This window comes from uncultured Bradyrhizobium sp. (genome assembly GCF_936928535.1).
GTDB lineage: Bacteria > Pseudomonadota > Alphaproteobacteria > Rhizobiales > Xanthobacteraceae > Bradyrhizobium.
Genome location: NZ_CAKZHY010000167.1, coordinates 59,952 through 86,852 on the forward strand (window position 1 = coordinate 59,952; position 26,901 = coordinate 86,852).

Annotated in this window: 29 protein-coding genes; 16 read left to right on the forward strand and 13 right to left on the reverse strand. The window is 60.2% G+C overall.

The features are described from left to right. Window positions 1–92: 92 nt before the first annotated feature. From Q0687_RS35920 to Q0687_RS31605, 5 genes are read right to left on the reverse strand one after another with little or no spacing between them, the layout of a single operon-like run. A complete protein-coding gene (locus Q0687_RS35920; protein WP_363324025.1) occupies window positions 93–503 on the reverse strand; it encodes a DUF6527 family protein in 411 nt (136 codons plus the stop codon). Further along, the gene (locus Q0687_RS31595; RefSeq protein ID WP_298885589.1) at window positions 491–1,999 is read right to left on the reverse strand and encodes a phosphotransferase; all 1,509 of its coding nucleotides are present in this window, start codon (window positions 1,997–1,999) and stop codon (window positions 491–493) included. Before Q0687_RS31595 ends, Q0687_RS35920 begins: the two co-directional genes overlap by 13 nt. Then, window positions 1,972–3,315: a ThiF family adenylyltransferase gene (locus Q0687_RS31600; protein ID WP_298885591.1), complete on the reverse strand. Its 1,344-nt coding sequence runs from the start codon at window positions 3,313–3,315 to the stop codon at window positions 1,972–1,974. The genes Q0687_RS31595 and Q0687_RS31600 overlap by 28 nt, the downstream gene beginning before the upstream one ends. Next, on the reverse strand, window positions 3,312–3,689 hold the full coding sequence (locus tag Q0687_RS35925; protein ID WP_363324026.1) for an E2/UBC family protein: 378 nt from the start codon (window positions 3,687–3,689) through the stop codon (window positions 3,312–3,314). The genes Q0687_RS31600 and Q0687_RS35925 overlap by 4 nt, the downstream gene beginning before the upstream one ends. Beyond that, window positions 3,686–4,372 (reverse strand): multiubiquitin domain-containing protein, encoded by a 687-nt coding sequence (locus tag Q0687_RS31605; protein WP_298885593.1) that lies wholly within the window; start codon window positions 4,370–4,372, stop codon window positions 3,686–3,688. Before Q0687_RS31605 ends, Q0687_RS35925 begins: the two co-directional genes overlap by 4 nt. Window positions 4,373–4,518: 146 nt before the next feature. Between Q0687_RS31605 and Q0687_RS31610 the strand changes: the two genes are divergently transcribed. Then, window positions 4,519–4,872: a helix-turn-helix transcriptional regulator gene (locus Q0687_RS31610; protein ID WP_298885595.1), complete on the forward strand. Its 354-nt coding sequence runs from the start codon at window positions 4,519–4,521 to the stop codon at window positions 4,870–4,872. Then, window positions 4,869–5,390: an ImmA/IrrE family metallo-endopeptidase gene (locus tag Q0687_RS31615; RefSeq protein WP_298885597.1), complete on the forward strand. Its 522-nt coding sequence runs from the start codon at window positions 4,869–4,871 to the stop codon at window positions 5,388–5,390. Before Q0687_RS31610 ends, Q0687_RS31615 begins: the two co-directional genes overlap by 4 nt. A gap of 26 nt (window positions 5,391–5,416) precedes the next feature. Here Q0687_RS31615 and Q0687_RS31620 read toward each other — a convergent pair whose 3' ends face one another. Then, the gene (locus tag Q0687_RS31620) at window positions 5,417–6,613 is read right to left on the reverse strand and encodes a DUF2235 domain-containing protein (RefSeq protein WP_298885599.1); all 1,197 of its coding nucleotides are present in this window, start codon (window positions 6,611–6,613) and stop codon (window positions 5,417–5,419) included. 11 nt (window positions 6,614–6,624) lie between these two features. Next, on the reverse strand, window positions 6,625–8,085 hold the full coding sequence (locus tag Q0687_RS31625) for a hypothetical protein (RefSeq protein WP_298885601.1): 1,461 nt from the start codon (window positions 8,083–8,085) through the stop codon (window positions 6,625–6,627). Window positions 8,086–8,370: 285 nt separating this feature from the next. On the opposite strand from Q0687_RS31625, the gene Q0687_RS31630 reads away from it, so the two are divergent. Next, complete coding sequence (locus Q0687_RS31630) at window positions 8,371–8,640, forward strand: hypothetical protein (protein WP_298885603.1); 270 nt, start codon at window positions 8,371–8,373, stop codon at window positions 8,638–8,640. On the opposite strand, the gene Q0687_RS31635 is transcribed toward Q0687_RS31630, so the two are convergent. The 5 genes from Q0687_RS31635 to Q0687_RS31655 all read right to left on the reverse strand — a co-directional run bounded on the left by Q0687_RS31635 (window position 8,583) and on the right by Q0687_RS31655 (window position 12,126). Then, entirely contained in the window at window positions 8,583–9,092 is a 510-nt protein-coding gene (locus Q0687_RS31635; RefSeq protein WP_298885605.1) for a hypothetical protein, read from the reverse strand. The two genes, Q0687_RS31630 and Q0687_RS31635, sit on opposite strands and share 58 nt — an antisense overlap. Continuing rightward, on the reverse strand, window positions 9,089–10,495 hold the full coding sequence (locus Q0687_RS31640; protein WP_298885607.1) for a radical SAM protein: 1,407 nt from the start codon (window positions 10,493–10,495) through the stop codon (window positions 9,089–9,091). Before Q0687_RS31640 ends, Q0687_RS31635 begins: the two co-directional genes overlap by 4 nt. Then, window positions 10,492–11,115 carry a hypothetical protein gene (locus Q0687_RS31645; RefSeq protein ID WP_298885609.1) on the reverse strand — a complete coding sequence of 208 codons (624 nt, stop codon included), beginning with the start codon at window positions 11,113–11,115 and terminating at the stop codon, window positions 10,492–10,494. Before Q0687_RS31645 ends, Q0687_RS31640 begins: the two co-directional genes overlap by 4 nt. Continuing rightward, a complete protein-coding gene (locus Q0687_RS31650) occupies window positions 11,060–11,818 on the reverse strand; it encodes a hypothetical protein (RefSeq protein WP_298885611.1) in 759 nt (252 codons plus the stop codon). Before Q0687_RS31650 ends, Q0687_RS31645 begins: the two co-directional genes overlap by 56 nt. Before the next feature lie 116 nt (window positions 11,819–11,934). Continuing rightward, window positions 11,935–12,126 carry a hypothetical protein gene (locus Q0687_RS31655; RefSeq protein WP_298885613.1) on the reverse strand — a complete coding sequence of 64 codons (192 nt, stop codon included), beginning with the start codon at window positions 12,124–12,126 and terminating at the stop codon, window positions 11,935–11,937. 680 nt (window positions 12,127–12,806) lie between these two features. Here Q0687_RS31655 and Q0687_RS31660 point away from each other — a divergent pair. The 11 genes from Q0687_RS31660 to Q0687_RS31710 all read left to right on the forward strand — a co-directional run bounded on the left by Q0687_RS31660 (window position 12,807) and on the right by Q0687_RS31710 (window position 21,719). Continuing rightward, the gene (locus Q0687_RS31660; protein WP_298885616.1) at window positions 12,807–13,097 is read left to right on the forward strand and encodes a helix-turn-helix transcriptional regulator; all 291 of its coding nucleotides are present in this window, start codon (window positions 12,807–12,809) and stop codon (window positions 13,095–13,097) included. 109 nt (window positions 13,098–13,206) lie between these two features. Continuing rightward, complete coding sequence (locus Q0687_RS31665) at window positions 13,207–13,491, forward strand: hypothetical protein (protein WP_298885618.1); 285 nt, start codon at window positions 13,207–13,209, stop codon at window positions 13,489–13,491. Beyond that, complete coding sequence (locus tag Q0687_RS31670; RefSeq protein WP_298885620.1) at window positions 13,488–13,628, forward strand: hypothetical protein; 141 nt, start codon at window positions 13,488–13,490, stop codon at window positions 13,626–13,628. The genes Q0687_RS31665 and Q0687_RS31670 overlap by 4 nt, the downstream gene beginning before the upstream one ends. Window positions 13,629–14,029: 401 nt before the next feature. Beyond that, window positions 14,030–14,620, forward strand: coding sequence for a hypothetical protein (locus Q0687_RS31675; RefSeq protein ID WP_298885622.1), 591 nt, complete (start codon window positions 14,030–14,032; stop codon window positions 14,618–14,620). Window positions 14,621–14,914: 294 nt separating this feature from the next. Continuing rightward, entirely contained in the window at window positions 14,915–15,751 is an 837-nt protein-coding gene (locus Q0687_RS31680) for a metallophosphoesterase (protein WP_298885624.1), read from the forward strand. 509 nt (window positions 15,752–16,260) lie between these two features. Next, window positions 16,261–17,118, forward strand: a complete 858-nt coding sequence (locus tag Q0687_RS31685) for a hypothetical protein (RefSeq protein WP_298885626.1) — start codon at window positions 16,261–16,263, stop codon at window positions 17,116–17,118. Window positions 17,119–17,137: 19 nt separating this feature from the next. Further along, window positions 17,138–17,335, forward strand: a complete 198-nt coding sequence (locus Q0687_RS31690) for a hypothetical protein (protein ID WP_298885627.1) — start codon at window positions 17,138–17,140, stop codon at window positions 17,333–17,335. 461 nt (window positions 17,336–17,796) lie between these two features. Continuing rightward, window positions 17,797–19,632, forward strand: a complete 1,836-nt coding sequence (locus tag Q0687_RS31695; RefSeq protein WP_298885628.1) for an AAA family ATPase — start codon at window positions 17,797–17,799, stop codon at window positions 19,630–19,632. Between the two features lie 240 nt (window positions 19,633–19,872). Continuing rightward, the gene (locus Q0687_RS31700; RefSeq protein ID WP_298885630.1) at window positions 19,873–20,568 is read left to right on the forward strand and encodes a hypothetical protein; all 696 of its coding nucleotides are present in this window, start codon (window positions 19,873–19,875) and stop codon (window positions 20,566–20,568) included. Window positions 20,569–20,830: 262 nt separating this feature from the next. Then, a complete protein-coding gene (locus Q0687_RS31705) occupies window positions 20,831–21,376 on the forward strand; it encodes a hypothetical protein (protein ID WP_298885633.1) in 546 nt (181 codons plus the stop codon). Further along, window positions 21,363–21,719 (forward strand): hypothetical protein, encoded by a 357-nt coding sequence (locus tag Q0687_RS31710; protein ID WP_298885635.1) that lies wholly within the window; start codon window positions 21,363–21,365, stop codon window positions 21,717–21,719. Before Q0687_RS31705 ends, Q0687_RS31710 begins: the two co-directional genes overlap by 14 nt. Before the next feature lie 11 nt (window positions 21,720–21,730). Here Q0687_RS31710 and Q0687_RS31715 read toward each other — a convergent pair whose 3' ends face one another. Continuing rightward, window positions 21,731–22,588, reverse strand: a complete 858-nt coding sequence (locus Q0687_RS31715; protein WP_298885637.1) for a hypothetical protein — start codon at window positions 22,586–22,588, stop codon at window positions 21,731–21,733. Window positions 22,589–22,705: 117 nt separating this feature from the next. On the opposite strand from Q0687_RS31715, the gene Q0687_RS31720 reads away from it, so the two are divergent. Both Q0687_RS31720 and Q0687_RS31725 read left to right on the forward strand, forming a co-directional pair. Then, on the forward strand, window positions 22,706–24,385 hold the full coding sequence (locus tag Q0687_RS31720) for a hypothetical protein (protein ID WP_298885638.1): 1,680 nt from the start codon (window positions 22,706–22,708) through the stop codon (window positions 24,383–24,385). Continuing rightward, on the forward strand, window positions 24,378–26,726 hold the full coding sequence (locus tag Q0687_RS31725; RefSeq protein WP_298885640.1) for a hypothetical protein: 2,349 nt from the start codon (window positions 24,378–24,380) through the stop codon (window positions 26,724–26,726). The genes Q0687_RS31720 and Q0687_RS31725 overlap by 8 nt, the downstream gene beginning before the upstream one ends. Window positions 26,727–26,901: the final 175 nt, after the last annotated feature.

The window sequence follows — 26,901 nt, forward strand, 5'->3', positions numbered from 1 at the left end:
TTCGCCCGAAATGCATCATACTCGAGAGCACGTCGCGCGCAGGAAATCCGAATAGCCAAAATAACTCGGTTCCCCACTGCCGATTCGAACCGCTAAATGACGTAAGCCTTGTTGTGCCGCAGCACGAAATGGACGCGACAACCCGAAGTCAAATGGACCGAAGGAAATAGCGAAATCGTGCCATCGGCCTCCGAGCGAAATTTCCAAGCTGGAGGCATCGCCTCTGATACGCTGATCCTCCTCACCTCCCCGCAGTCATCCGGACAGTTCATGAGAAGCCACTTCGCACCCGAGGTGCCTTTCACCATGACGATCCCGTTGCTTGAAAGCAACGGCTTGGCCTCGGCCTGAGAACTGACCCAATGGATGGGACCGTACTGCACGACGCAGCGATATGCGGGTGCCCGCGAAGGGGGCGTACGAACCTCCGGTGCCGTTGTCTGTGGCGGCGACCTCTTCCAAAGAGAGGCCAGCCATTCGAAAAAGGCCATTAGGAAGCGCATAGGCCAGCCTCTGCACTCAGAATCAGTCCGGCCGCCAATCGATAGGCTTCAGGATTCTTTTTGCGCGCCCACCAAAGCAGATGAGCGGCCACCATCAACTGATATTCAATCTCACCGACGATTGCTCCCATCTGCATTCTAACCTGGCAGACGGCATCGAATCTGCCGTTACCTGGTCTTGGCATCATCTTCGGAAGGAGAAGCGGTGGCGAGTAGAGTTCGTGTAGAAGCCTGTTGTCCAACCGCCGTCCGGCATCGGGATCGAAAGCGATCGAGCACTCCAGCTCGGCGGGATCCCGGGAGGCTGGCGCAATGCCGCTGCGGAGAAAATCAATGAGGACGACTTCGCCCGATTGCCTGACAAAAATATTCCTCAGATGAAGATCGCCGTGCGAACAAACTTCATTCACAGGCACAGGGGGCATATTCCGCAACTTCTCAAGCAGAACTTCGGGTCGTGGCACGCTCGCAGCGTCCGGCAGGTTCGCGTGCGCAGCACCATAATCCTGCGGAGCACTCCTTATTATGCGAGCAGTGTCGAGAACGTAATTGCCCAACGCATAGCTTTTCGTCGTCGGATGGGACCGCCAGACTCGCAGCGCATCGTCAAAAATGGAAAGTACGGCCCGATTCAGATTATGAGATTTCGCATATTCCGACAGCAGCATAGCACGATCGACAAAGTGCAACACCAGTGCCGATCTCTCCGTGCCTGGAGCATAGCGCACGGGAATCATAGGAGGCACGAATGGAAACGGGATCGTGTCGGAACATAGCTCCGCAATGTTGGCGCGCTCCGAAGTTACCCTTTGAGCAGTATCGACCTTAACGAGGTATGGCACCGGGTGAGGTGCCGTCGGTTTCACAGCATCTACGCGATAAACCGTATTCTTACGCGGCTTCGTCGGGTCGTCTTTATCGCGAGCTATCTTGCACACCGATAGTGATTCGCAGTCCGAGAACGCGCGCTGGATTAGAGCTCTATCCTCGATGTTCACGTCTGTGCCGATCTCCAAGTCTCGCCAAGCGGGGCCGGGATCGTGTTGAAGCACGCCTTTTACCGCCAGACCGATCTGGGCTTTGTCGGAAGCATACGCGGATGAGCCAAAGTAGCTTGGCCCGAGGATGTCCATGCCCTTGGCCAGATCATCCGCACTACCTTCGACGATTACTGCAATGAGCAAAGCCTGCTTTTCAGCCGAGATCTTTACGGCGTTGATAATTTTTCGAAGGAGCTGCTGAGTAGGGAGATCGTTGATCAGAGGCCCCGAGAAGATCATGACGGCTCTGGAGCCTGCGGCATGTCCTTCAATCTGCGCCCGCAAGACCTCAAGATCTTTGGCATCGAGTTGAATTGGCTTCAGGCTCAGCGCCTCCAGCTCTGCGGCGAGATTGGACGGAGCTCCAATACACAGTACCGCCGTTCTCGGCGCATCGATGCGAGGCAGCTTGAGCGCCTCGCCGACGGCTACTTGTTGCGCCACGGAATCGGCCACGAGTCACCCTTAGCTAAAGCGCCGCGGCTGGACGAACAAACGATGCAATCCTTGAGCGGGACGGTCGCAACGCCGCGCACCGTACCTTCGCCGATCACGTAGTTCTGGTGTCGTGCTCGCATGGGAAAGCCAGCGACTGCCGCGAGAAACATCGTGACCGCCAGCGAGGACACCGTCGAATTCAAGCTGATGACGGCAGGCTGCGGTTGGGCATCGCCAATAATGTACCGATCGGCAGCTCGTTCGGCGTCCGACATGAGTTCGCGCCGGACCATCTCAGGATCCAGAAATCCATTGCATTGAAGGCAGGCCAGAGAAGGAGCAAGCATCTGGACCCTTCCCGCCATCGCCTTGATTCGTCCCCCTTCCGCATCGATGCGGATGCCGACGTCGATCGTCGGCAGCAGATACTGATACGCGATCTGATTGAGGACCATTCTGCTGCCGTGATTGTCGGTGCAGCAGAAGACGAAATTACAGCCGAAGAGCCTTGCCGCGGCGGACTGGTCAAGCACCGACCCCGCAACCTCTTCGGTGTCGGTCGCTCCCATCCCCGATCGTCTGACCGCGTCCGCCGCAACTGCAACCTTGCTCCGCCCAAGGTCCGCATGCCCCGAGCCGACCACGCGGTTCAGATTGGTCTCTTCGAGGACGTCGTCATCGATCAGAACCAGCTTCCCGACGCCGAGATATGCAAGCTCCTGTGCAATGACCGATCCCGTGCCTCCAAGCCCCACAACTCCTATCGTCAGCGAGCGTAACAGAGACTGCCCTTGCTCACCCAAGGCCCGAACATTCCTGTCAAAGACGGCCTCGCTGGCCTCTTCCGCGGCCTCAATCCCGAAGAATTTGACAACCGAGGAGACCTCGGAGATCTCAGCCAAAGCGTGGATGTCCTCCTCTGCCCGATAAACTCTTCCAGAGAAGCCCTCTTGGCCCAGCACGAGCGTGCCGTGCGGGCCACCCGGAGCGCGCGCGAAAACCGCAGGCATCAACACGGCCTCGCCCTTGTCATCGACGGCGGAAAAATTCGGAAATTGATCGAACGGATGCGTATGGCAGAAGAAGGCACACTGAGACGATTGCCGAGCCTGCTTCAGAGGTTTGGCGAGGAATTCGGGCTTGAGAACAATCCGCATCTCCGATTGCGTCTCGTAGGCGTCTTGTGGAGCGTGAACCACGGTCTCCACGAGAAAGCGGCCCGGCCCTCCCCGGTTCGCCAGAAGAACGCAGCTTGCCTCCCGCGGCGAAGCGGCCATGAGTTGGCTTTTCATGCCCGTGAAAGACGAGCCTGCGAAAATCAGCGATGATTTCAAACGCCCTGCCTCAACCGATCGAGTACGACTCTCAGATAGGTATGCAGTGTATCGACGTTTGGATTCCATTTCGAGACATGCCAGGAAAACCAGAGCAGGTTTGGGCCGAGCTGGTTGTTTGGCTGGGCATTTTGCGGCAGCCCCCCAGATGAAAGTCTCACGTCCGCATCGACCCAAAAGCAATCCGGCCGCGCCTGCGGGTACGCCGCCGGGGCCACAATCCGCACTGTGGTGGAAGGTTTGTTCCACTTTCCGGACGGCTCCAGTGGAACGTTCGGAATGGTGATGACTGCTCCACCCGGTCCGGGCTGCATCTGAGCCTGCGGGTAATCCCGCCTCAGGGCTTCGAACTGCGCTTGTATGTGCGGTGTCATAAGCCAAACGTTGCCGGCGGAAGGGAATAGAAGCGTTGTCCGTCTTCAATCTTGACCGACTTGTCGTTCGAGATTGGCAGATCGTCACCAGGCTGCTCCAGAAACAGCTGATAATCGCTTTCGATGCCACCTAAAGCGCGGATCTGCGCACCACTCAAGTGCGGCTGGTGCACGATATGCGCGGTGTCATTGATGAAGATCGTGGGGTCTTTGGGCTTTCTAACTTTTGAGACAAAATGCTCAACGCCGGCGCCCGCGAGATCAACCGAAGCATCGTCAGGGGAGATCTCGCGATCCGTCGCGTGGCCCTGCGTCCACAGCGCAACCTTGCCTGCGTCCAGGTTCGCAACATGATAAAGCAACGAGCCTGACAAAGGCGAAATCGGCCATTCGTATTCGACGCCATCGATTTGAAATCGAAAAAGTCGATCGCCCGGAATGACGTAGAAGCGTTGCACCTTGGTGTGCTGCAAATCGATTTCGTCGCTCTGCCTGAGCTCTCTCAAACCGCCATTTTCCGGCGTGTAGAGCACAAAGAAGCCGTCGATCGGCTCCTTTTGCGCCGCTTGCACAATATCGGCACCTGTCGGATGCGACTTGCTGAGTTGACGGTTTTCTTCGTGCAGCGTTTCATCGATGATAACGACCGTTTCGTGCCTGGTTCCACCGTTGTGCTCAGACATGAACACCCCTCCTTCGAATCCACCAAACTCTGCTGCCTCGTTTAGCGAAGCTCATGCAATGTTGTCAATACACACAACAAAATGTTTACTATAAACACAATTGTGCTTCTCGTTGACAAGAAGGCTCGCTTGAGACAAACAGACGTATGGGCCATCAGACGATTTATCTCACCTTCGGCAAGGCCGTGGCGACGAGGCGAAGAAAGCTCGAGCTTACACAAGCCGAATTGGCGGCTCGCGTCGGCATTTCAAGGGCGTCGCTGGCCAATATAGAAAGCGGTCGCCAGAGCGTGCTGTTGCATCACGTTTACGGCTTGGCGGAGGCCTTGCAGCTGGACAAGGTGGCAGATCTCCTTCCTTCGTTACCGAAGGCTCAGCCAGAGGAGGATGTTGGGATGTTTCTACTTTCTGACGACAGCGTCACTCCCCTCGGCAAGGCCCAAATCCGCGAGCTCATCGAGAATGCGTTGGCCCATCGCGGAAAGAAGGGTGACGCGTGAGGGCCGATCCGGACAAGGCGCGAAAGGCGGCTCGAGCGCTAATCCGAAACTTCGGGATCAGCGCGCCACCGGTGCCGGTCGAACGCATCATCAAGGCACGGAACATCGTGCTGCAGCACGCGGCGCTGGACGACAATCTCTCCGGTATGGCTTACATACAGGATGGCGTTGGCATCATCGGCGTGAATGCGCTTCATCACCCAAATCGTCAGCGGTTTTCGGCTGCTCACGAACTCGGCCATCATGAACTTCACGGAGCGGAGATAAGAAAGGCGGTTCATGTCGACCGAATGTTCCGAGTTCTCCTCCGTGATGATGTTTCGTCTCAGGGCGTCGATCCCCTTGAGATTGAGGCCAATGCCTTCGCCTCCGAACTGCTCATGCCCAGTGAACTTCTCATGAAAGTCGTTAACGCCAGCGGGCTCGACATCGAGGATGAAGCGGGTATTGAGTCCATTGCGCGTCGATTCCGCGTCAGTGCCGCAGCGATGCGCTACCGATTAGCTAATAGGTTTTGAAACCGCTCGCGTCCCCTTCGTGCTAGCTAGCGTTTGGTCTCGGCATCTCCGTCCGAAGGTGGTTCGAAGAATTTCTTCGCCTTCAGATGCCCCTGTAGCGCGACTGGGCGATACGGACCAAAGCTCGTGTAATTGCGCACCGACTTCATCGCGAGCCGCTGATAGACAGTTTCATGAAGTTGCGCCGTAGCTGGAACATCGCGCACCGCCTTCGACCAGTGCAGCGACGTCCCGCCCACGCCGACCATGCACTCGTCGTGCATCATGCCATCGGCGGACGGGTAAAGCCGTAGCATGTCCTTATCGACCAACACCCGACCTGGCTCGGGTATCTTCTGTGTGATGAAGTCAATCATCCAGGCAAGCGTGACATCCGACAAGCGAGACTCGTTTTCCGGATAGCTGCCGCCAATATCCGCATGGTTGCCGGCAAACCAGATCTGGTCGAATTGCTCCGGTTCGCCCTGCCTGTCCGGCCACTTCACGGTTCCGCTGCCGCCCCATGGCACTCGTTTGAAGTCCTTCCGCCCTTCGTCGATCGACTGCAGATGCCGCGCGTATTGAACATCCGACGCAAAGTGCCGGTCGTAGGCCCAATCAGGAAAGAAACGTTGCCACCCGATCGCAGCAACAGCATCCCAGATGCCAATGAAATAAGCCGATGCGCCCACGGCGCGCCCGACTTCCGACCTGTGGGAGGTGCGGAACTCCCCTGCCCGCTTGTCGATCTCCGCGCTGTCCCGCGGCATGCCGAGCCAGTAGACGCAGGAGACCCCCTCCTTAGCGATACGCCTCAACGACTTCGGATCTAGGCTGATGGATTCCCCGTTTGGCTCCTTCCTCGGAATCCCGCAGGCCTCGAGCACGTGCGACAGGCACCTGGCGGTATAGGCTCCGCGGCTGAAGCCGAACAGATAAATGCGATCGCCCGGCTCCCAGACCCCGACAAGAGCGACATAGCAATCGACAATCTTCTTCGTAATGCCGAACCCGAACATCTGCTGGACGGTCTCTTTGAGACGGCTCCAACGACTGCTCCGGCCCGGCGCCGGGGTCCCGATGCCGGGGACATAGAGCGCCAACTGCTGTTTGGGGTCGATTATGGAATCGGGCCCGGTCCGCGTCGCCCGATACAGCTTGTAAACGTTGGTGCGGCTTTCGTCGGGCAGGAGACCGCCCTCGTTGCCCGTACCGTCGGCGAACACCAGAATGTTCTTGCTCATGCCAGCCCCTCTCACGTGACAATCGGCTCGATCGCCGCGTCTTGTATGGCGATACCCGTTGCGTCCGTGAAGATCGCAGCGACATCACGGGCCTTCTGCCGATAGGCGTCGTAGGTCTCTTGGCCGATCAAGGGAATGGCTTCGGCAAGGCTGGCCACCTGGCCCTGCTTTTTCGCGACCGCGGCCGCCTTGAGCTTTTGCTCCTCGGTGCGAAGCCCGACAATCGCAGCATTGAGATCGGAGATATTGGTTGGCGTGACAAGCTTGCCGCCAATGTAGACGACCTGGCTCAGGCCAACGATGCCCAATATCGTGTTCGGAACGACGAATGTCGACAGCTGGTTGACTCCGGCTGCGATCAGTCCGCCGATCACCACGAGGCCAAAGATGAAGCTTTGGTAGCGGTAAACATCGAAGACACCGTCTGTTGAGAAGAAATCGCGCCACGTCGCGTTCGATGGATCCACAACGGTCTTGGCTACCGGAATCCAGCCGTGCCTCAAGAGCCATGCCCGATTGTCGGCGGAGAGCGTATTACGCTGGCTATCTGTTCCTTTTGCAATCGTCGCCCCGATGCCGCTGATACCGAGGAGCGTCAGGATCGAACCGGAGAGATCCACCAACGTGCCCGTCTGTAGCAAGAGCAGCGTAATGAGCGCCGCAACCGCCAGTGAGAAGGCGAGCGTCTGGAAGGTTGAAAGACTGCCCTTCCCGTCAGGTCCCGCAGAAACCTTAGCGGGGTTCAATGCGCTGAGAAACGATGCAAACGTATGATCTTGTTTGCGGAGCGCGAACGCGATCCAGAGATACAGTATAAGCACCTCCGCGATCACCGCGAAGATGCTGAACCAATACGGGCTGAGACGAACGCTTACAGAGGAAACCCGCCAGGGAGATTGGCCGACCGGGTTGTTGCAGGTGTAGAGATAGAGATCGACCCGGCTCCAGAACCAGGCGAGATCGTCGGCCATGTTCAGCGTGACAATGGTCTGATCTGGCTCCAATAGATGTCTTTGCACCAGCGGGGCGGACTCGGTCGCACGGTGGGTGACGGCGTCTTGCCGCTTGAACAGATAGGTCTCGTCCCCGTAGTCGATCCCCGCAAAGTATCGGACGCCGTCCTCGTATGGAGCCCGCACCCCAACGTCGACACGCTGATTCGTCGGCAAGAAATTCGTCGCAAGCACGATGGCGGCCCCGACAGGATTGCGCCCGGATCGCAGCTCGACAGCAAACTCGTTGGGTTTGACGCATTGCTTCTGGGGGTCACTCGGCGCCGCGGCCTGAGCCGAGGCGCCCGCCGTCGGCGCCGGCTTGGGATCGCCCTGATCGGTACGCTGTGGCTCGGGTTCCGGAGTCTGATGCCCCGCGGCGTTGGCCGGCGCCCCCTGTTGCTGTGCGCGCACTGGTCCGCAATAGATCGCGCCCACCAGCGAAAGCGCACTGGCCACGACGACAAAAGATCGTGTCATTCATTCCCCCAGCCTGGACCAGCCAGACACGAAATTTACTGAAAGTTGCATCGCAATCGCAAGCCAACCCGCTTTGTTGTCCCCGTCTATCCGGCTCCGCCAACTGGCGCGCTCGAGGCAGCATCCGCCTTTGACCAGAGAGAGATATGCGTCTCGATCGTGAGAACGGCCGCTCGGCCAAACAAGCGAAGATAGAGGCATCGTGCCACCGCATGAGGCGGCCACGCAGAAACCGACAGAAGGACGACAGCCTGACTTCGGCTCTAGATTTCAGGAGAACTTGCGATGATGCGCAATCGTTCTGCCCCCGACGCCAATGAAACGCTGATGCGCGATCGGCTCCCGTCGCACCGCCGGCCTCTGTCGGTCGCCGAATTGCCGGGCGAAGACATCGCGTTGATCGAACGCGCCGAGGTCATGACCGATAAATCGTATAGTCTTGGGGATATCCCGAACGTCGAGAATGAAGTCTCGATGCATGTCCTCGCGACACGGTCTCAGGCGCTTGCCATTGCGACGGCATTGGGACTGATTGCCACGCCAACCGCCGAGTGAATGCATTCCCGCAACCGTCGGACATAGTCCGTGCGCTCGTGGACCGGCCTTCTCATCATGAAGGAGGGATGCTCGAGGCGCATCAGCGTTGGCCCGGCCCGATCGCCGGCTTCAAGTCGTGTGCTCTGGACCCTCTGGAGAGCCTCGCCCACGATTGCGCTCAGCCCGATCACGACGTCGGACCTAGAGAGCTTCCACAAGGCGTGCCCCTCCAGCTCCTCGACGAGTTCACCACAGCTCGGATAGCGCTCCCGGCCTTCCTTGTCGAACAGCGCGCGCGGTATCACGTTGTCGAAACGTATGATGACGTCGCTGGACGCTGCCGTGGCGTCGATCGCGTTTCGCAGGAACTTGCCCGAGCGAGACTGGGGAGAGAATGCGGGAAACGGCTTGGACGTTGCCGGGTCGAACTTGCGGCATGGTCCCAGAAACAAAATCGTCGCCCGCTTCATCGCAATCGCTGCTCCCGCATGATCATCGCCAGATTGCGGCGAATGACGTCGACCGGCACGTCGCCGAACTGCAAGCCGGTCGAAAAGTTGAACTCGTCCCGATCCGGTGGACAGTCGGCGTCATCCATCCGGTCCGAATAGTCCAACATGGCCTCCGGCAAGTGGCCAGCATCGACTAGCCGCTGCCAGTCCGGTGTCCCCGGATAGGGCCGGTATTCGAACACGCTGCAGCGGAAACGCCCCGGCAGTCCGTCCGTCAGGTCCCAAAGCCGCCTGATCAGCGCCAGGGTCTCCTGATGCTCGTCGCGGGTCTCAGTAGGCAGTCCAAGGATGAAATAACCTTTAACATCGATCCCGACCCGGCAAAGCCTGGTCACGGCGCGCACGACCTGAGCCACGGTGATCTTCTTGTCCACGTGGCCCAAGACTCGGTCGCTGCCGCTCTCGATGCCCAGGGCGACCTCGCGGCACCCTGCTGCGCGCATTAGATCGAGCAGGTCGTCCCGCGCCGTCGCCAGCACGTTGATCCGCCCGGTCGCGTCCCAGCGCATATCGATGCGGGCATCGACAAAGGCATGAAGCGTCGTGCGCATCAGCCTCTGGTTGGCCAGAAAGAGATCGTCGACGAACCGGACCCTCTGCACGCCAAGCCGGGCCCTGAGATCATGGATCTCCTCCATGATGCTGTCAGGCTTTCGCATGCGGATGGTGACGTCCGGATTGCTGCTGATCGCGGCACCGCAAAACGAGCAGTCGAAAGGGCATCCGCGCGATGCCACCATCGCCGATTCCAGAACTCCGCCGTCGGAATACGGGTCCTGATCCAGGTGATCCCTGTCCAGGAGCGGCATCGCGTCGAGGTCTGGCGCCAGCAGAAGCGGGTCATGGGCGCGCACGCTCGGCATCACGACCGTCCGTCTCTCGCGCCAAAACACGCCCGGCAGCGCGGCACGCGATGTCACATCGCCGAGCAGGTGCGGGACACGCGTTTCGGCTTCGCCGAGGACGAGCGCATCGATCCGCGGAATGCGGCAATCCTCAAGGATCGCACGCGGCAGGGCCTTGGCCTGGTGGCCGCCGAGCATCACGGATATCGCAGGATCGAGCAGTTGCAGGAGACGGACACTATGCACGTAGGTCGGCGCCAGCAGGTTGAGCCCGACCCAGCGTGGCGAAACACGGTTGATCAGTGCGGCGACCTGGGACAGACCAAGCCCCCTCGCCTCGGCATCCAGCACCCGGACCGAAAAGCCGCTCTGGTTGGCACAAGTCGCAATATAGGCCAACCCCAGCGTCGGCAGCGTGAAGTCGTTGCGCCGCGGCGCCTGGTCGTAATCCTTGAGGGGCGAGTTCACCAGGACGAGGTCGATGCCGCTCTCGATCGGCGGCTGCGGCTTCGTCACGAGCCGGCCCTCTGCCAGATGCCCGCGATCTCGGCGGCAAGCTGCCGCGCCAACGCGGTCTTGTCGGGCGATGCGTCCACCATCCGCACGTCGTGGCCATGCCCTTTCAGGAACGCGGCGGCCGCATCGTATAATTCGATCTCCTTGCAAGGCTTCAATCGATCCTTGAACCAGTCCGACCTGCCAGGACGGCTCTCGCGTCTCGCCGCCAGCGCCTCCGCCTCGAGCCGTAAGACGAACGTGACTGATCGTGCCAGCACGAGCCGGTTCACGTCGTAGAGATAGGTGACGGGCACACCTGCAAAACGCTGATAGACCAGTGTAGAAACGACGAAGCGGTCGCAAAGCTGAGGCCGCTGCGCCCCCTCTCTCAGCTCGGCGCGGGCCGCTGCGGTCGCAAGGGCAAGGGTCAACGGCCGATCAGGCGCCTTAGCCAGGTCCCGGATTTCCCCACTCCAGCGGCCGCTGTCATTGTTGCTGCACAGATCGAACGAAACCTTCGCCCGGACCAGATTGTCCGAGATCAAATCAAGCAGCGTGGATTTCCCGATGCCGCTCGGCCCTTCAAGGGCGACGATCGGAAACCTGGCCACGCCCCGGCTGAAATCGCCTACAAACATCGCTTAGAAAATCCGCCATGTCATCGAGGCCCCTCGGCGGGGCCTTCTCCATCCTGACGCCGGGAATGCAATCCCTAGGTGAAATGAAGGCATGATGCGCCATTGCCGCGATTCGGACCACGACTTTCAGCCTACGGGCGCCATCCAACGGACAGAGACGTCCCAGACTGGCGCTGGCGTTCAGGATCCGCCGCCGGCTTTCGCCACTTCGCCATCGATGCCGGCGTGGCGGTCCTTCCGGCTCGGTCAGGAGCCCGGCGAGCCTCAGTCCTTCAAGGATTCCTTCAAGCCGCTGTTCTCGGACCGTCGCGGCGAGCAGGGCAATAGCCTCCTCGCGGCGGACCGTGAAACGGACGTCGCGCGCCCGATGAACCAGAAGTCCGAGCATGGTCGGTGCATCGGCAACATGGTGGCGTAAGGTCGAGACCGCCTCGTCCGCAAGATAGACAGCTAGATCGGCATTCCGTGGCGGGTTACCGTCGTACTCGACCTCGGCGCGAGCCCTGATCGCGTGCCAGACCTGTTGCGTCTGCCGTTTCGCCTCCATCGAGAGCATGAACACGGCGTCGGCGAGCTTTTCGCGGGGCAGGCGTCTCAATTCGGCGATGCGGGACTGGATATCGTCTGCCGAACTGTCCTGGTGTGCGAGCGTCTGCTCGACGCCGGTGGCTGCCTTGCTCTTCGGAAACCGAACCATCGTCATGCTCTCCGGCAGACGATTTATCCCGTGGAGTCACCGGATTGAAAGCGCGAACTTGTGCGCTGTGCGTGCGGCATCGGCTGGATCGAAGAAGCGAACGTCTCGATCGGCCCACGTCCTCAGATAGCACCAACGTCGCGATCCGCGCGCGCTTGCGCATCGTAAATCTCGACCTGCAGCATCGGAAAACGCCGCTTCAGGTCCCTAGCGCCGCTTTCGACCCCGTCCCTCGTCGCGAACTCTGTTTTCACACAGCCGTCGACGATGATCGCGAAGCCGTTCGCAGGCAGGCCTCTTGTTGAATTCCGCATGTCTCGCTCCAGATCTCGGAAGAGAGCTTCGATCGATTGCTTAGGATGAGTCCCGTTCGTGAAGCAAGCCAAAGGCCTGCGCCTACCGAAACGATTTTCAGTGTTGAAGCAAGGTGGGGACCGCCGCGAATAGAACAACCGCCATGCTCGCGAGCGTCGAGCCGGTAACGACAACGTAGGCGATGAAGTGCCCGCCAATCGAACAGCTCTTATTGGTGCCTGACATTACGACCCTACTCCGTTCTAGAAGTTCATTGAGACATAGCCTGAGTCGCAAAAGCATCGGCGGAGCAAATCTTTTCGGTCGTTTACCCCTGATTAACGACTCGGGAACCTCTGGCCTTAGCTCTCCGAGCCCACATTTCGCAGGCCGATTCGCCTATTCTCCGCAAGCCGGTTGATGCCGGCTCCTCCCCGATCAGGCAAACGCTGCCGATACCGCGTGGGCAACTACGCCGGTGCCGAATTCCTTACTCATGGTCGCACAAGGGAGTCTTCGCTTCCGCAACAATCCTTTCCGCCCGCGACATAACCTGCAGCCGTCCTAAAATTCGGTTTTTCCACACGCAGCCAGAAGATAGCGAATCCTTCGAAGCACTGGAATCAGCCCAGCCAAAGTGGCAACATGGATGCACTGCCGTATGCGTGGCAGGCGCCGTCGCCCAGGAGCGAGAGCGGACGTGGCCGTATCTGAATCCTTCCTCACGGCACAATATCGGCTCCGTGGCACTCTGGCCCGCCGGGTCAGGGAGCTGCGGCTTTCGGCTCAGATGAGCCAGCGCGATCTCGCTGATCGCGCCAGGGTCCGCCAGGCATTAGTCAGTCAGATCGAACTCGGCGACGCCAACCCGACCCTGGACTCGCTGCTGAAGATAGCCGCAGCCCTGGAGGTCGGGTTTGTCGCACTGTTCGCCTCGACGGAGGACTGTAAATCGACCGAAACGACCGCCGGCGTCTCCGATTTACCATGACCCTGGGCAGCCATTTCTTTCACATTGATACTTTATAGCGTATCCCTATATCCTAAACAGACCGGGCGAGAGCCTGAGTTCCGCCCCCATCGCACGCGGAGAAGACGCGGTGATCGAAGTGATTGTCAGCAGGGACGGCCGCGTTCTCGGCAGGTTCGATTTCGATGAGGAGACGATCGTGCACCATTGCGGGGGACTGATCTGTCTCCACGGCGGAGCCATGCGGGAAAGTCCTTCGCCCGCGGGACTATGGCGGCGCTTGGCGCATGCGGCCGGCTACCTCGCCGAAAAAGAAGGTTTGGAGAACGTCCAGGCTCTGGAGCGCCTGCTCATGGCGGGACGCAGCACATCACACATGTCGCCGTTAATCGCTCGATATCGGCAGGTAGCGTGACGTCCGTAGCAATTGAGGACGACGATCTCTACCAGCTGCAGCACGACAAGAACGAGAGCGAGGCGGACTATGCCGCCCGTTGCGAGATGCTCGGTTGCGACCGGCGGGGGTTCGTGCGCCTGCCGCGTCGCACCTGAAAGCGGCGACGATCAGCATTAATGGAATCCGCGAAAGCAGCACGCTGCCATATCTTCGACGCAATGTTTTGATACTATATAACGTATCATCATTCTTATCAATCTTCGATCAAAAAGTGACGCAAAAAATCGGCACTCGCAAACGCGGCAACCGAGCCGGCGCACTCGCCGAGTGCGCCGTCCTGGATTCTTGATCTGAGCAAACGTGCGCCCTCGCGGTACTTTCAACTCGCTCCGATGCGGCGCTGACATCGTGAACTCGTGCGCTGAGACGCCCGATGATACGCCCCAGCGGATACAGCTTGCTTCGAGGTAAAGAAGGAGACGCCCGACATGTTCATCGATCACCACCGTCCAGAGCACCGTCGCCCTTCCCCGCAACGTGTTCAGGACATTCAGTCATGCATGGCAAACTCCTCCGCAAAGCGGCAACACCCCCGCTGTTTTTTAGCCCGAAGTGTAAGGTCGCCATTCCCATCGAAAGCCTCCTTCAACGTGACGCGCTCTGGGAGGCGAGCCTTGATGCGCAGGTTCGTGCGATTCACTATCGGAAGGCTCCGAACCCATATGGTACGCCGCCCGCGCTGATGAGTGTGGTGCTGCGAAGGCCGGATGGCGAGTTCCTGCTCTCTGTCTGTCAAATGCGGCAGCGCCGGTCCGCCAAACAGGCCGTTGAATTCAGCGAGGTGCTTGCAGCGAACGGGCTTCGTCTTCTGGAGCGCGACGCGGCCGATATCTGGCGTGAGCCGGTCTATTCGACCGTGCAGGCCGTCTGGTCCAACCAACGTTACAAGGTTACCGTTTGCGACAGGCTGAGCATCGGAGCAGTACTCGCCGAATACGGCCCGCAAACGATCGTCGAAATCGAGGAGCGTGCGCGGCCGCGCTCCAACATCATCGCCGCCGTGTGTGCGCTGGCGTGCGAAGGCCTGGTGGAAATCGACATCCGCGGCGCCCCCTTGGGTCCACGTAGCATCGTGCGTGGTCCCTAGAGAGATTTGCGACGGCTACACCACTGAGAATACGTTCTGCATCGAGCAGAATGGATCCTGCGGATCGATCCGAAGGCCGAGGCTGCACGCCGGGCCCCTCGACGACGGAAGAAAGGGCTAAGTGTGGCAAAGGCCAATTCGTCAACGACCCGATGCCCGTGCTGAGGCTCGCCCAACGTGCATGCTGTCGCACTCGGCATAGACGAGTGTCCCGAAGAACTAATCGACCGGATCGTGCAGGCGCTGAGCCAGGCCGAGCTGCTCGACGACCATCCAACCGATGAGGACTGAAGCGTGCTGTTGTGGATCCTGTCAGATCTGCATGTCGACCTGACCCGCGGCTGGGATCTGCCATCCGGCGACGCGCGGCCGCGGTTCGACGTCTTGGTGGTCGCCGGCGATCTCATTCCGCGTGCGGAGCGCGGGGTGAAGTGGCTGCGCGAGCGCGTGACGGACCGGCCGGTGATCTATGTCGTCGGCAATCACGAATTTTACGGCACCGACATCCAACGGACCCTGGAGAAAGCGAAGGACGCGGCTGCCGGCACGAACGTGCACGTCCTCGAGAACGAGACCGTTCGCATCGAAGGCATCACGTTCGCCGGCGCAACGCTCTGGACAGACTTCGCCCTCAATGGAGACGCGCATCGCGCGATGAGCGTCGCCGCTGATCGCATGAACGATTACAAAAAGATCAGGATTGCGGCCTACCAGCGGCGTTTCCAGCCACATCACGCCCTTACACGACACCTGAAATCCCGAGCGTTTCTGAAGGCCGAAATACGCAAGCCGCGCGGCGACGGAAAGCTGGTTGTCGTCACCCATCACGCGCCCGTGCCCGTGCCCGTGCCCGCGATGTCGCATGAAAGCCGAAGATTGTATGCCGATCATGGACTCGACGCCGCCTACCGCAGCGATCTCAGGTCACTGATGTCGCCGGTCGCCGACGATGACTGCGGCGCGCTGTGGGCGCCGGACCTCTGGATCTACGGGCATACCCATGAGTCCGAGGACACCGTGATCTTTTCAACGCGCGTGGTGTCGAACGCAAAGGGTTACGGTCCGTGGCTCCCGCGGCAGCGCAGTTGGGACAACCCGCACTTCGACCCGAACTTTGTCATCGAAATCTAAAGGAAGGCTGGCCCTGGCCGTTCCGACGACCGCCCGAAACCAACCCAACGCAAGGTGCCCTATTGCGGTTCGGTCTATCTACCCTCGCCTAGACAATATCCACCGGATGCCACTTGTGTTGGGAATTTGGCGCAACCTCCGCAAAAGTGGCGAGCCCATACGTTGGACATGGTGCCCTGGTGATCCTGCGACGCTCTCGCTGCAATGAACATAGTAAACATTTCGGACGTTCCAAAGGTGTCGCACTACAGGATCGAGACCAGCGCGACCAGCAATCCGCTCACCGCGCACCATTCATTGCCTCGTCCGCGAACACACTCGCGCTCAATCTATATGGGCTCTGCTGGCTTAGGCTTCCCAAGAGATTACGAAAGCAGATGCCACGTAGCGACCTCGACTAAGAACGGCTTGAGCCAGGTCTGCTGGTTCGATTGGATTGGTGCTTCGACCGCGTAGTGCCGTTCGCGGGACGTTGGCTCTGCTGTTGCTTTCGATGACTGGAGGTCAAGATGAGTAGAGCCGCCTGGGACGACGACCACTCTATGGGATTGGTGACAGACCACGCGGAGTGGAAGCCGGTCCTCGCAGTTTTGGCGTCCGAGGGCATTCCCGCAACCGCGGCAACGGTCCAGCAGGAGCACAGGTGGGATCAGCAGGCGCTCCGGTATTTTATGGGACCTCACGTCAAGATCGAGATAAGGGACGCGCGGACCTGGGCCATGAACGAGTCCGAGCGTATCGGGCTGGAAGAGAAGCTTCGCGCGGCCGCGCCGCCAGAGTGGAACGGCCCTGACCTCGCAATACTCTGGTGCAGGCCGGTGGCCGGCGAGTGGGCGAGCGCTTGGCTCGATGCGATCGATAAACTCTGGCGCGACTGGCGCCGACGGCGCATCGCGGACGACGCATTCGAGGACGCTCGGGAGGCCCTATCCGTCCTTAATCGGCGAGTGTGGGACGAGGCGGAGGATCACGGGCCGCTCCTGCCGAACATTGGCGACATCCTGGCCGATGCGCGCCGCCATCCACCAGCGGTGAGGCAGATTCCCCCCTTGCCGCCGGGCCAAGTCGACGCTGCAGAGGTGATGGACGTCTTGCGTCGCGTCGTGGCCGGTTCCGCGCGCCCGCAGGTTGTCTTTCCAGCGAATGGCTGGAAGCATCTTTCGCATGGTGTCGGCGAGTTCATTGTCGACGGCTGGTCGATCGAAGCATTCAAGCGCAATTTCGGGATGAAGTATGTGCAGGAGGCTCGTTCGCCGGATGGGCGAACGGGCGACTACGAAACGTTTGCGTCGCGCGAAGGCGACCCGTTCAGTCTACTCGAAGACGATGAGCAGGACGCGATCTGCGAAATCCTGGAACTGCTCTAGGCGTTTGGGGGGTCATAGAATGTCCGAGGTCTCCTACTACACCTGCCTTTCGCGACTAGGCGCGGACTGGTGGACACTCGTCATCACGGATTATCTGCTCAAGCCACTCACCCTGGCTGACGAAATCCGGCGCGAGCCTCACTACGCGAAATCACGGTTCGTCTGGTCCTACAACGGCCGCCACCGTCCCGCCGGGATGGGCATGCGCATTCTTTGAATTGCTAATCGATGACGGACCGATGCTGCTCGACCAGCTTTCGCTCGGGGTGACCGCGAGCCGTCGCCTGCGGTGATCGCGTTCGACAGCGCGTATCTCCTCACCCTTGATGTGGTGTCCGGGCCGCTTGGCCTGAAGACGATCGCCAGGAGCCATTCATGATCCGCAAAGCACTTGCGAAATCTCACCCCCCCAAAAGCCCACCCAGAGCAAGGCGCCGGGCTGCGGTGAAGAGAGAGCGCACTCTGCCAAAGGATACGGCTGTCCCGGTCGGGGACTGGAGCGCGAATAAGCCCGCTGATTTTTCTGCTAACCCGGTCCCAAACGCCGCGAATGGTCTTGTCGGCGGCGAGTCGCCCGTATCGTGCGCGCCTGTCGCGACGAAGCATCGCCTCTCTGCGGAACACTCGATCGTGGCGAGTGCAATACTGTCTGCGACCAGCGCACCGGTCCGGCGCCGGTTGAAGGGCGAGCCCGGGCTTGGGCTCGTTGTGTTGGTCCCGGGCCCGAGCTGGATCGAGCCGGTTCGCGAGCATTTCGCGCGGTACTTCGGCGCGCCTTGGCGGATCATCGCCACCGAGACCCTGAAGACTCCGCAGCTCCAGGCGGCGCGCAACAGGGAGATCGCAACCGACCTCGCTCGAGGCCGGTCCGTAGTCGGGGTCGCAGCGGAGCGTGATGGATTACCAACGGCGCTGACGACGGCAGCCGACTTGACCATTCGGATCACTTCGCCCAGAGGCGAAGTGATCGCGCGCATGATCAGGATGTTTACCGGTCGGCGCCTCGAGGGCGCTGTCGATGAGGCCGTCGTCACCGGGCTCGCATTTCACGATCTGGTCGCCGCCTTCCGCACAGAATCCTCGCCCATCGAGATCGTTGCGCGCCTTCGCAAATCTTCGGCCGCAGTGGCAGGACCCGGGACTGCAGATCGGCTGCCGAAGCTCCAAGACGCTGTCGAATACGGTGCGGCTCGGACCTGGGGCTTGTCCTTGTCGAAGGACATCGCCGACTACCGCGCCGGGGTCCTCGATTGGGAGAGTGTCGACCGCGGTGCGGTGGTCTATTCGGAACCAGGCCTTGGCAAGTCGCTATACGCGCGCATCTTGGCGCAAGCCTGCGGCGTGCCGCTGGTCGCCTATTCGATCGCCGATCTCTTCGCGAACTCCCCAGGATTTTTGGATTCAGTGATCAAAATTTCCCGTGCCATGTTCGAGCGCGCCGCCGCGGTGGCACCCTGCATTCTGTTTCTCGACGAAATCGACGCACTGCCGAACCGCGCCACCATGTCGCCGCGCGGTGCGGATTGGTGGACGCCTGTGATCACTGATTTTCTGCTCAGCCTGGACAACGCGGTAGCCGGCAAGCGTGCCGGGATCGTAGTGGTCGCCGCCACCAACAACATCCAGGGTGTCGATGTGGCCCTGCTGCGTCCAGGCCGCCTGGAGCGGGCGATCGAGATCAGCCGTCCCGATCACGAGGGCGTGTTGAATATCCTGCGTCACCATCTCGATGGACAGCTGACGGAGGCGGATCTGACCGACGTCGTGCAACTGATGGATGGAACCACCGGCGCCGAAATCATGATGGCCGTGCGTGGCGCGCGCCGGATTGCCCGCAACGCCAACCGCTCCCTGGAAGTCGACGATCTCGTGCAGGCCACAGCACCCGCCGGGGACATCGCGCCGGCCGCACTCAAGCGGATATCCGTTCACGAAGCGGCCCACGCGGTCGCTACGCTCGTAGTTCCTTCCGGGGACCTCAAGCGCTGTGCTGTCGGAGGCAGTGGCGGATCGGCCGGTCGGACGCTGATAAAGTGGGAAACCGACGATCTAGTGACACGTGACGCGATCGAGCGGCGTGCGATCGTCATGCTCGCTGGGCGCACAGCGGAGCGTCAGTTGATCGGCGATGTCGGGCTCGGCTGCGGCATGGCCGACGATTCGGACCTCGCTCAGGTCACCCAAGTCATCGCGAGCCTGCACGCATCGAGCGGCCTCGGCGACACCTTGGCATATCTCTCTTCATACGAGGACGTCTTGCATGCAGTGCGCGGCGATCGGGAAATCCGGTCCAGGGTCGAGCGACACCTGCAGATTCTGCAAGCTCGTGCCGAGAAAACTGTGCGCCGTCACCAAAGCGCGATCCTCGCGGTTGCAGAACAGCTGCGCAGTCGCCGCGCGCTTTCGGGCGCGGAAATCCGCCGGATTGTCGAGGCAACAACGAAGCCATCCCCGGAGGCGACAGAATTCAATCCGTATTTCGATTGTTGGCCATGGCTTCAGAGGTCCAAATGACTGAACAGGATCCGAACCGTCACGACGAGTTGGCGCGGAGCAATCGATACGTGCGCTACATCACGAGCAACGCGTGGCGCAACAATCCGGCGCGCCTCGCCGAACTCGAGGCCTCCGGTATGCGTTGCCGCATCTGTAACGCAAGCGCGCAAGATACGGAGCTACAGGTGCATCACCGCACCTACGCTCGGTTCGAACACGAGCTTGCGGAGGATCTGACGACGCTCTGCGTAAACTGTCATGTCGACTTCACGCTCATTTTGCGCGGGCGTCGATACGCATCGTGTGTACCCAAGCGCGCCGATTTCCCGCGCCCGCTCGTTGATCAACCCGCAATTGCGGATCCGTTTCATGGAGAAGGCAATGGTGAGCGACTTCGTAACCTTGCGCTTAATCGGCATCCGTCCGCTTCTGATGCATGCTGGCCGCTTGTGCGATCCGCTGGACCCAATCGCGTGCGAGCTCGCGAGGATAACGGGGAAGCGGCTCAAAACCGCTTCTGATCATCGCGAGATCGCGCGCATCGAGTGGTATGGCGGTCTGTGGCTCGCCGACGGCGCGCCGTGCATTCCCGCCGAAGCGATCGAAGCGGCATTCATTGCTGGTGCGAAGATGCAGCGACGGGGCAAACAGGCGGCGGCTGGAATCGAAGTCGACGGCCCCGCCAAGCTATTCTACGACGGCCCGCAGGATATCGACGAATTGTGGAAGCAGGAGCGCTTTCGTCTGCGCGTGCCGGTGCGTGTTGGCACGGCGCGCACCATGCGAACGCGACCGCGGTTCGACAGTTGGAATGTCGATTTCAAGGCGTCCTTCTTGCCGAGCCTGCTTAGCCCGTCATTGATCGCCGACATTTTTGCAGCCAGCGGCTTTGCGCGCGGCATCGGCGATTGGCGGCCGAAGTTCGGAAGATTTCGTGTCGAGTGTCTCAACTAGCGGTTACGTGGTGGGGCGTGGCCCGGCCTGCCATGGCACGGTCCGGCGTGGCTAGGGGAGAGACGGCGCAAGTCGGCTGCTCCAGATGGCACCGGTGGCCTCTCGTGCCGCCGGTGCTCCACATCCGAGAAAAGCAAAAGGCCACCGTCCCAAGCGGTCGCAGCTGTTGTGCGTCCCGACGGGGATAGTGGCTCGTCGACGCATGGCTCGACGCGACGTGGTCACGTCGTTGAATTGACAATCGAGGGAAGGAGTTCGTCCAATGCAGAGGAAGCACCGACGCTATGCTCGAGAGCAACGTGGCCGTGAGCGGGGCGCCGAAGACCCCTTCAGCTACTGGCGCCGGCTGTCACCGGATGACCTCAACGGTCGGCGGCGCGCCGCTCTTGCACGCGGCATTTCGAGGATGGGGTCGATCTTTCCTGCCTGGCAGGCGGCCATCGCGGGCGATGCAAGCGCTGCGGTCGGCATCGTGCTGCGGCTCCGGCCGCCATTCCGCGTCTCGGGACGAGTGGATCTGGCTATGAGCCTGCTGCTCCACTGCGCATTCGAGAACGTCAGCGCCGCGCTGGTGCTGTCGCATGCGCTCCGACGTGTGCACCTTGCCCGCATCGGGCGGACACGACTGGCCGAGTCCTGGCTCGAGTATCACCGGCGGCTGGCAAAGTCTCGCCGAAAGACCGGCATCGCCAGCGGCGGCCACCGCAAGCCTCATGCAAGCCGTGATCCTGCCAGGATCCGTGCTATCCGCAAGGACGAGATCCAACCGGTTAATGATCCATCGGGAGGTTCAGATGACGCAGCGTAGCAAGGATTCACCTCCAGCCCGGGTGTGCGCTCGTCCGGACCCGGCCCAGTGGAGCGACGACGAACTATTGACGCTGAGCGAGGCGGCCGCCCTGTTTTGGCCGATGGGCCCACTAACCTGCACCTCGCTCCGAACTGCCGTGCGCGACGGCAAGTTGGAGGTAGCTGAGATCGCCGGCAAGCTCCTCACTAGCAAGACGTCGATTGCCAAGATGAGCCGATGCGACATTCGCTCGGGCGGCGTACCCACGGCGTCCGAAGCGTCTCGGGTTGTTCCTGTTGGAGCGGCAGCTCCGCAGACGGTTGCCGAGTTTCGTCGGATGATGGCGGAGGGGCGTATCTAGCTTTGCCTCTCTCAATCGGGTCGGGGGGCGAGTTCTTTTGAAATGGCAATGTAATCCTTGACGCGATCCGGCTTCAGTATGACTTGAGGACGGCGCACGACCACTGGATCATCATGATCACGGAGCAGCAAGACGCCCACCGAGTTTGCTCGAAGGATATCGAGAACCGTGATGGCTAGCTTGTCATCACCTTCCGCGAGGTCGGGACCAATGACAATGTAGAACGACGGAAGATAGGTTGCCAACAGGGCGGATTGCGCGAGCAAATCAAGCGAATCGCGGCCGAACTCCCGGATGTAGAGGTCGGCACCCCCAAGAACGAATCCTTGCTCGTTTTGAAACTCGAATCCTAGGGGATGAAAGCAACGAAATCCAAAAGGCCGCCGCTGAGCTACGGCACCACGACCGAACAGTCTCGGGGCTTGAAGCGCTATAGCTTCGCTGCACGATTCAATAAAATGCCTGCGCTCTGCTACGTTTGTGGATCTAAATCCTTCCGCTTTCTGCAGTTCGCGCCGGATATCGCGCAAGGTCATCTTTCGTTGTTTGAGAGCCTTAAGTGCCGCCAGCCCAGCGGCCGGATCCCGACCATAGAGGCGGATAGCCAATTCAGTGGGGGCAAAGGTCGGAGGGAGAAGTTCACCGGGTGCAAGACCATGAGTGATCTCAATTTGGCCTAGTCTGTCGAGTGCCGCGACATACCGGCGCAGCATGAGCTCGGAGAGATGTGTCGCCTCGGCCGCGCGCGTCCAAATGTCAGGGTTCTTGGAGTGGGCCAGGCTCCCCTCGCGCATGGTCGCGCCGATGGCATGCCAAGGCAGGCCACTCTCCCGGGCCTCGCGCAACCGGATCTCGAGCTTTTGCTTCATCACAAAAATCTTTGACTCATTTATAGTACAGTACTATCAATTCGCCTGGTGGACTATTGATAGCACATTACTAGGTAAGAATTACACGCCGGACGCACGTACAAGAGGCTCGTTGAGATGGGACAACATTTTTCTGGGGTAAACGGGTTTGCTCCGGCGAAGCCGCTCGAAGCGTCTGACGCTCAGATGTTTGCCATCGAGCGCTTCATGGCTACCAGCGAGATGGAGCTTGTCGAAAAATATAAGTTTCCGAAAGACGAGGAACAGGGCAAGCGGTTGTCCGCCGAGTTTGCAGGCCTGATCCCGGCAAATATTCTCAAAATCGACGGGGGTGAGATCGACTGGCGCGAGGCCATCACCCGATTCTTGGTTTGGCAGGGCCACCCGATCAAGACGGCGCACTCGCTCGCGGATGTAGCGCATGCGTTATCCGAGCTTCATTCGAACCGACGCGGTCCGAAGCGCAAGGGCCCTCGCCTTTATCCGCGCAATAACTTCATTTGGATGACCGACGGCTTCGATCGCAGGACGACAGGTTTTCCCTACAGGAAGGGAGAGAATTACAAAGCGCACGTTGGAGCCAACGCCAAGCTCTCTGAAATGGTCGAAGTTCGCGTCCGGGCTGTGCTCGGCCGCGTCCTCAAGCGAGATGTCACCGTCTCTCAAATGTTCACCTGGTGGCTGCGGAAGAACATGCCGGGCGCGCGTCCGGATGCTCTGTCGAAGGATCGCTACAATACGGTCGCAAACGAGCTTGAGCATCTCGAAGAATACATGGGCAATGACACACTCGAGTGTCTGGGCTGGAGCACAGGCTCCCAGTACATCGAGTGGGCCACCGCGCGACAAATCAAGTCGCAATCGCCCGACGCCGATCCGTCAGAAATCCGCTATATCGCGCGAACAACCGCCCGGATGCATGTGCAGACCCTGGTCATGGTGGTGCGGTGGTACTTTCAGGAATGCAATATTGATCCCGTTGTGATCAAGATCCCAAACGTGCGGAGGCCGGCCGTTCAGTACCTGACTGCCGAGGAAATCATCCGGTTGATCTCCGCGGCGCGAGGCAAGATCTACGACTTATCGGGTAACATCATCGGCCACCACGACAAGCATGAGCGGTACGAATGCGTGGTGAGATTCATTATCATCTATCTGTACGGAGGCACGAGACACGCCAACATCCTGCTCCTCACATGGTTTCAAGACATCATCTTCGGGCACATTAACGCCGAACTAGGTCTCATCGAACGTCAGGGCGCCGGCGCCGACATTACGCCGAAGCGAAAAGGTGCGTCCTGGTTGATCGGTTCGCTGGTCGAGCTCGCGAAACGCTGGTTTGCGGAGGACGAGGTCAAACGCAAGCAGTTCCCCGGCCGGTATGTCCACATCATTCATGATGAGGAAGGTAAGTCCCTCGCGAACCTTGAGCCTGGTAAGGACCGCGACATCAGGCGACGCATGATCAAGCGGTTCGACGAAGTGCGGCAGCTCGCTGGCCTGCCGCACGTACGCCCTCATATGCTCAAACACTCGGGTGTGACCTTCGCAGTGCGTGCTGGCATGCCGTTGGCTGACGTCGAGCTTTCCTTTTCAACATCGCTGGTAACGCTCTGGACCTACTACGTCCACTTGAGGCCACAATTTTCGACACCCCGTCAGTACGATCCGGCTCTGCTCAAGCTGGTAAACTTGCGCAAGCTCTCGTCGAAACCACTGTCGCGCGTGCTCCTGGTAGAGGCCGCCCCGGCGCCGCCAACCCAGGTGATCGCCGGCATCGTGAGTGGCCATGCGTAGGCCCTTCGGCACCGTATCGTCAAAGCCATTGGCGGCGCAGAACGTCCTGCGCGGTGGCGACATGCGGATGCTGTTGCGAGAGAATTTTTGGCCTGATGCGAGCCGCACAACGGACATTCCCGCTGCTGCGCTTCCGGCCGCGCTCGCCCTCATGGCACTCGCGGGCGTACCTCTGGCCATGGTGATGGAGATCAAGCTGGCGGACGCATTGCCGAAGGGCAAGCCGCATACAATAGTCATCGAAGCTGGCAAACGTTCAGAGCTCGTTCGGGTTTCGCGGGCGGTTGCCCTCCTAATTGAGTCCTGGAAGCGCGTGCGGCCTCAATCTGCATCGGATCGACTATTTGTCGCCTACGGAGGCGCTCCCATATCACTTCCCCTGTTCGGGAAGGTTACACGAAAGCATTTCAGGCACCTCGGATTGAAGGGATCGGTCCAGTCCCACGCCAGACGATTTTTTACTGAATGTTTCTTCGGCAGTGTCCGCGCCAAGGCGCTTGGTCCTATCGAGGCTTCCGCTTGCGCCTTCGCGTTAGATCGTTACTTCACGAAATTTGACCGTCGCCAGCGCCGAACGCTTCCCAGCCAGGAGGACGAGCGGATCGTTCGGGACTACAGCAATCCCTTCCCGGATGCGAGCAAGCGCTTTTTCGACGACCCCCACGCGCTGTCTGATGCGCGGTCGCGCGGGACGGCCCTGCCCGACCGCTACCTGGCCTGCTTTCGCCCAAAGAATAATGCTACCGCCTATGGATTACCGGCGGACCATCCCATGCGGGTTGATCTCGCGAATATCGAGTGGTCTCCTGACTGGCCGATGCGCGATAAGCAATGCCAAGCCGTCTACCGGCGCTATCGCGAGGACATCCGGCGACACACCGGCGACAGTTCGGTATCCATTCAGGAATGGGCAGCGCTGTTCGGAATCGGCGTCAGGCGCTACAGAAAAATGGTCAACCTCGACGCGCTCGGCGCCGCCCAGCTCACGTCGGATGAAGCGAAGCGGTTGGCCCGCATCGAAGCGATCGTCTGGCCCTCACAATTAGCGAAACGTGCTGATCTGCGTCGGCAGATCCTGCGCAAAGAGGCCGGGTTCATTTTTGGGCTAATCGCAGCCGGCAAGCTCTTGAACAAGCGCGCCGCCGACCTGCTCAGGATAAGTGCTTCTGACCTTGGACGCATGAAGCGCGAGTATGCCGCGGGCGTTTTTGATCACTGGATTCAGGCAGCACCTTCCCGGGCAGATACCTTGATGTGGAAAGAGTTTGTCTACAGCAAATGCTCCGACCGCCATGAAGGGCAAAAGAACGTCGACTTCATTCTCGATCTTCGCTGTCGTTACGGCGTGCCGCTCTCCGACGAGGTGACGAGAGATGCGTTGCGCCGGCCGACATCACGCGGCGCGCCGGGTTTACCGAATGCGAAATCCACCGGCAGATTCGTTCTCTCACTCGGCGAGATCGAGCTGGCACGGCTGCGGGACATAAATGCAGCAAAGTGGCCCTCCCGCGGTCGGCACCACTTTCGCTTTAAGCTTCTGAGAGAACACGGAGCATTCGTGTTTAAGCTTGTATGTCAGGGGCGGTTGCGAGGGATCGACGTGGAGCCTTTGTTTCGCTTGGAGCAAAGAGAGGTGGGCGAATTGCTTGCGTTATACCGCGAGGGCGACCTGGAGCTGGCGCTTCACAAGCTACCGCGAGCCGAAGAAAAAGCTCGGATGAGGCTCTTTCTGGACGATCTTGCCGAGCGCGGTGCTAAAAGCAGTCTGGCTGACTTTTGTCGCGACTTTCGTCGTCGTCGCAGGATCTACATGCCCTACCAACTCGCCCGGGCAATGCTGCGCAAAATCGCAAAGGAGGAAGGCCGTCCCATTTCTCTAGCGTGGAAGCCCGAACAGGCGAGTACAATGGCGCGTCTTCCGCTCAAGGCCGAGGAGCGGCAGCGACTGAGGGCGCTGGCCAACATTGACTGGGAGCGCGCCCCGGACATTGCCGCGCTTCGTCGATCCGTGCTGAAGGCGGACGGCGGTTTTCTCATCGATCTCGTGGCCGACTGCAAGCTGCCAGCTGCGAACGCCGCGGCCCTCATCAATGTCGACGCGAAAAGCTTCAGGGGCATAAGCAGCGACTGGCGCGCCGGATTTGCCGCCCGGCATATTGAGCCTCCACCGACCGGCGAAGAGCGGCTTCGGCAGATCGAGATCGTAAGGCAGGAGGTCACTTGCGCCGGCCGGACAGACAAGCTCGGTCATTTTATTCTCAGGGTGGGCAAGTTAGGGGTTCTTCTGCCCCGTCATCAGATCAGCGACTTGCGGACGAGATTGCTGTCCGCGTCAGCCTGATCCGGTTCTTCTAGAGAGAGTCTCTTGAATTGGGGCCCGCCGGAAAGGCGGGCCACTTCTTTTGCCTTCGGCGGCGGCGCGTAGGCGCGCCGCTTGGATAGCGTCACCTTAAAAAACCGGCGATCGCGCGGCCGATTCCAAGCTTTTGCCCCCACGCGCGCTTGTGCCAGCAACG

Coding starts and splice junctions, on each gene's coding strand:
- Q0687_RS31690 (WP_298885627.1), top strand. CDS start 17,138: ATGTCCGAGGTCTCCTACTACACCTGCCTTTCGCGACTAGGCGCGGAC.
- Q0687_RS31625 (WP_298885601.1), bottom strand. CDS start 8,085: ATGACACGATCTTTTGTCGTCGTGGCCAGTGCGCTTTCGCTGGTGGGC.
- Q0687_RS31725 (WP_298885640.1), top strand. CDS start 24,378: ATGCGTAGGCCCTTCGGCACCGTATCGTCAAAGCCATTGGCGGCGCAG.
- Q0687_RS31610 (WP_298885595.1), top strand. CDS start 4,519: ATGGGCCATCAGACGATTTATCTCACCTTCGGCAAGGCCGTGGCGACG.
- Q0687_RS31645 (WP_298885609.1), bottom strand. CDS start 11,115: ATGTTTGTAGGCGATTTCAGCCGGGGCGTGGCCAGGTTTCCGATCGTC.
- Q0687_RS35920 (WP_363324025.1), bottom strand. CDS start 503: ATGCGCTTCCTAATGGCCTTTTTCGAATGGCTGGCCTCTCTTTGGAAG.
- Q0687_RS31675 (WP_298885622.1), top strand. CDS start 14,030: ATGCATGGCAAACTCCTCCGCAAAGCGGCAACACCCCCGCTGTTTTTT.
- Q0687_RS31710 (WP_298885635.1), top strand. CDS start 21,363: ATGACGCAGCGTAGCAAGGATTCACCTCCAGCCCGGGTGTGCGCTCGT.
- Q0687_RS31630 (WP_298885603.1), top strand. CDS start 8,371: ATGATGCGCAATCGTTCTGCCCCCGACGCCAATGAAACGCTGATGCGC.
- Q0687_RS31635 (WP_298885605.1), bottom strand. CDS start 9,092: ATGAAGCGGGCGACGATTTTGTTTCTGGGACCATGCCGCAAGTTCGAC.
- Q0687_RS31655 (WP_298885613.1), bottom strand. CDS start 12,126: ATGCGGAATTCAACAAGAGGCCTGCCTGCGAACGGCTTCGCGATCATC.
- Q0687_RS31720 (WP_298885638.1), top strand. CDS start 22,706: ATGGGACAACATTTTTCTGGGGTAAACGGGTTTGCTCCGGCGAAGCCG.
- Q0687_RS35925 (WP_363324026.1), bottom strand. CDS start 3,689: ATGACACCGCACATACAAGCGCAGTTCGAAGCCCTGAGGCGGGATTAC.
- Q0687_RS31650 (WP_298885611.1), bottom strand. CDS start 11,818: ATGACGATGGTTCGGTTTCCGAAGAGCAAGGCAGCCACCGGCGTCGAG.
- Q0687_RS31715 (WP_298885637.1), bottom strand. CDS start 22,588: ATGAAGCAAAAGCTCGAGATCCGGTTGCGCGAGGCCCGGGAGAGTGGC.
- Q0687_RS31685 (WP_298885626.1), top strand. CDS start 16,261: ATGAGTAGAGCCGCCTGGGACGACGACCACTCTATGGGATTGGTGACA.
- Q0687_RS31705 (WP_298885633.1), top strand. CDS start 20,831: ATGCAGAGGAAGCACCGACGCTATGCTCGAGAGCAACGTGGCCGTGAG.
- Q0687_RS31700 (WP_298885630.1), top strand. CDS start 19,873: ATGTCGACTTCACGCTCATTTTGCGCGGGCGTCGATACGCATCGTGTG.
- Q0687_RS31605 (WP_298885593.1), bottom strand. CDS start 4,372: ATGTCTGAGCACAACGGTGGAACCAGGCACGAAACGGTCGTTATCATC.
- Q0687_RS31620 (WP_298885599.1), bottom strand. CDS start 6,613: ATGAGCAAGAACATTCTGGTGTTCGCCGACGGTACGGGCAACGAGGGC.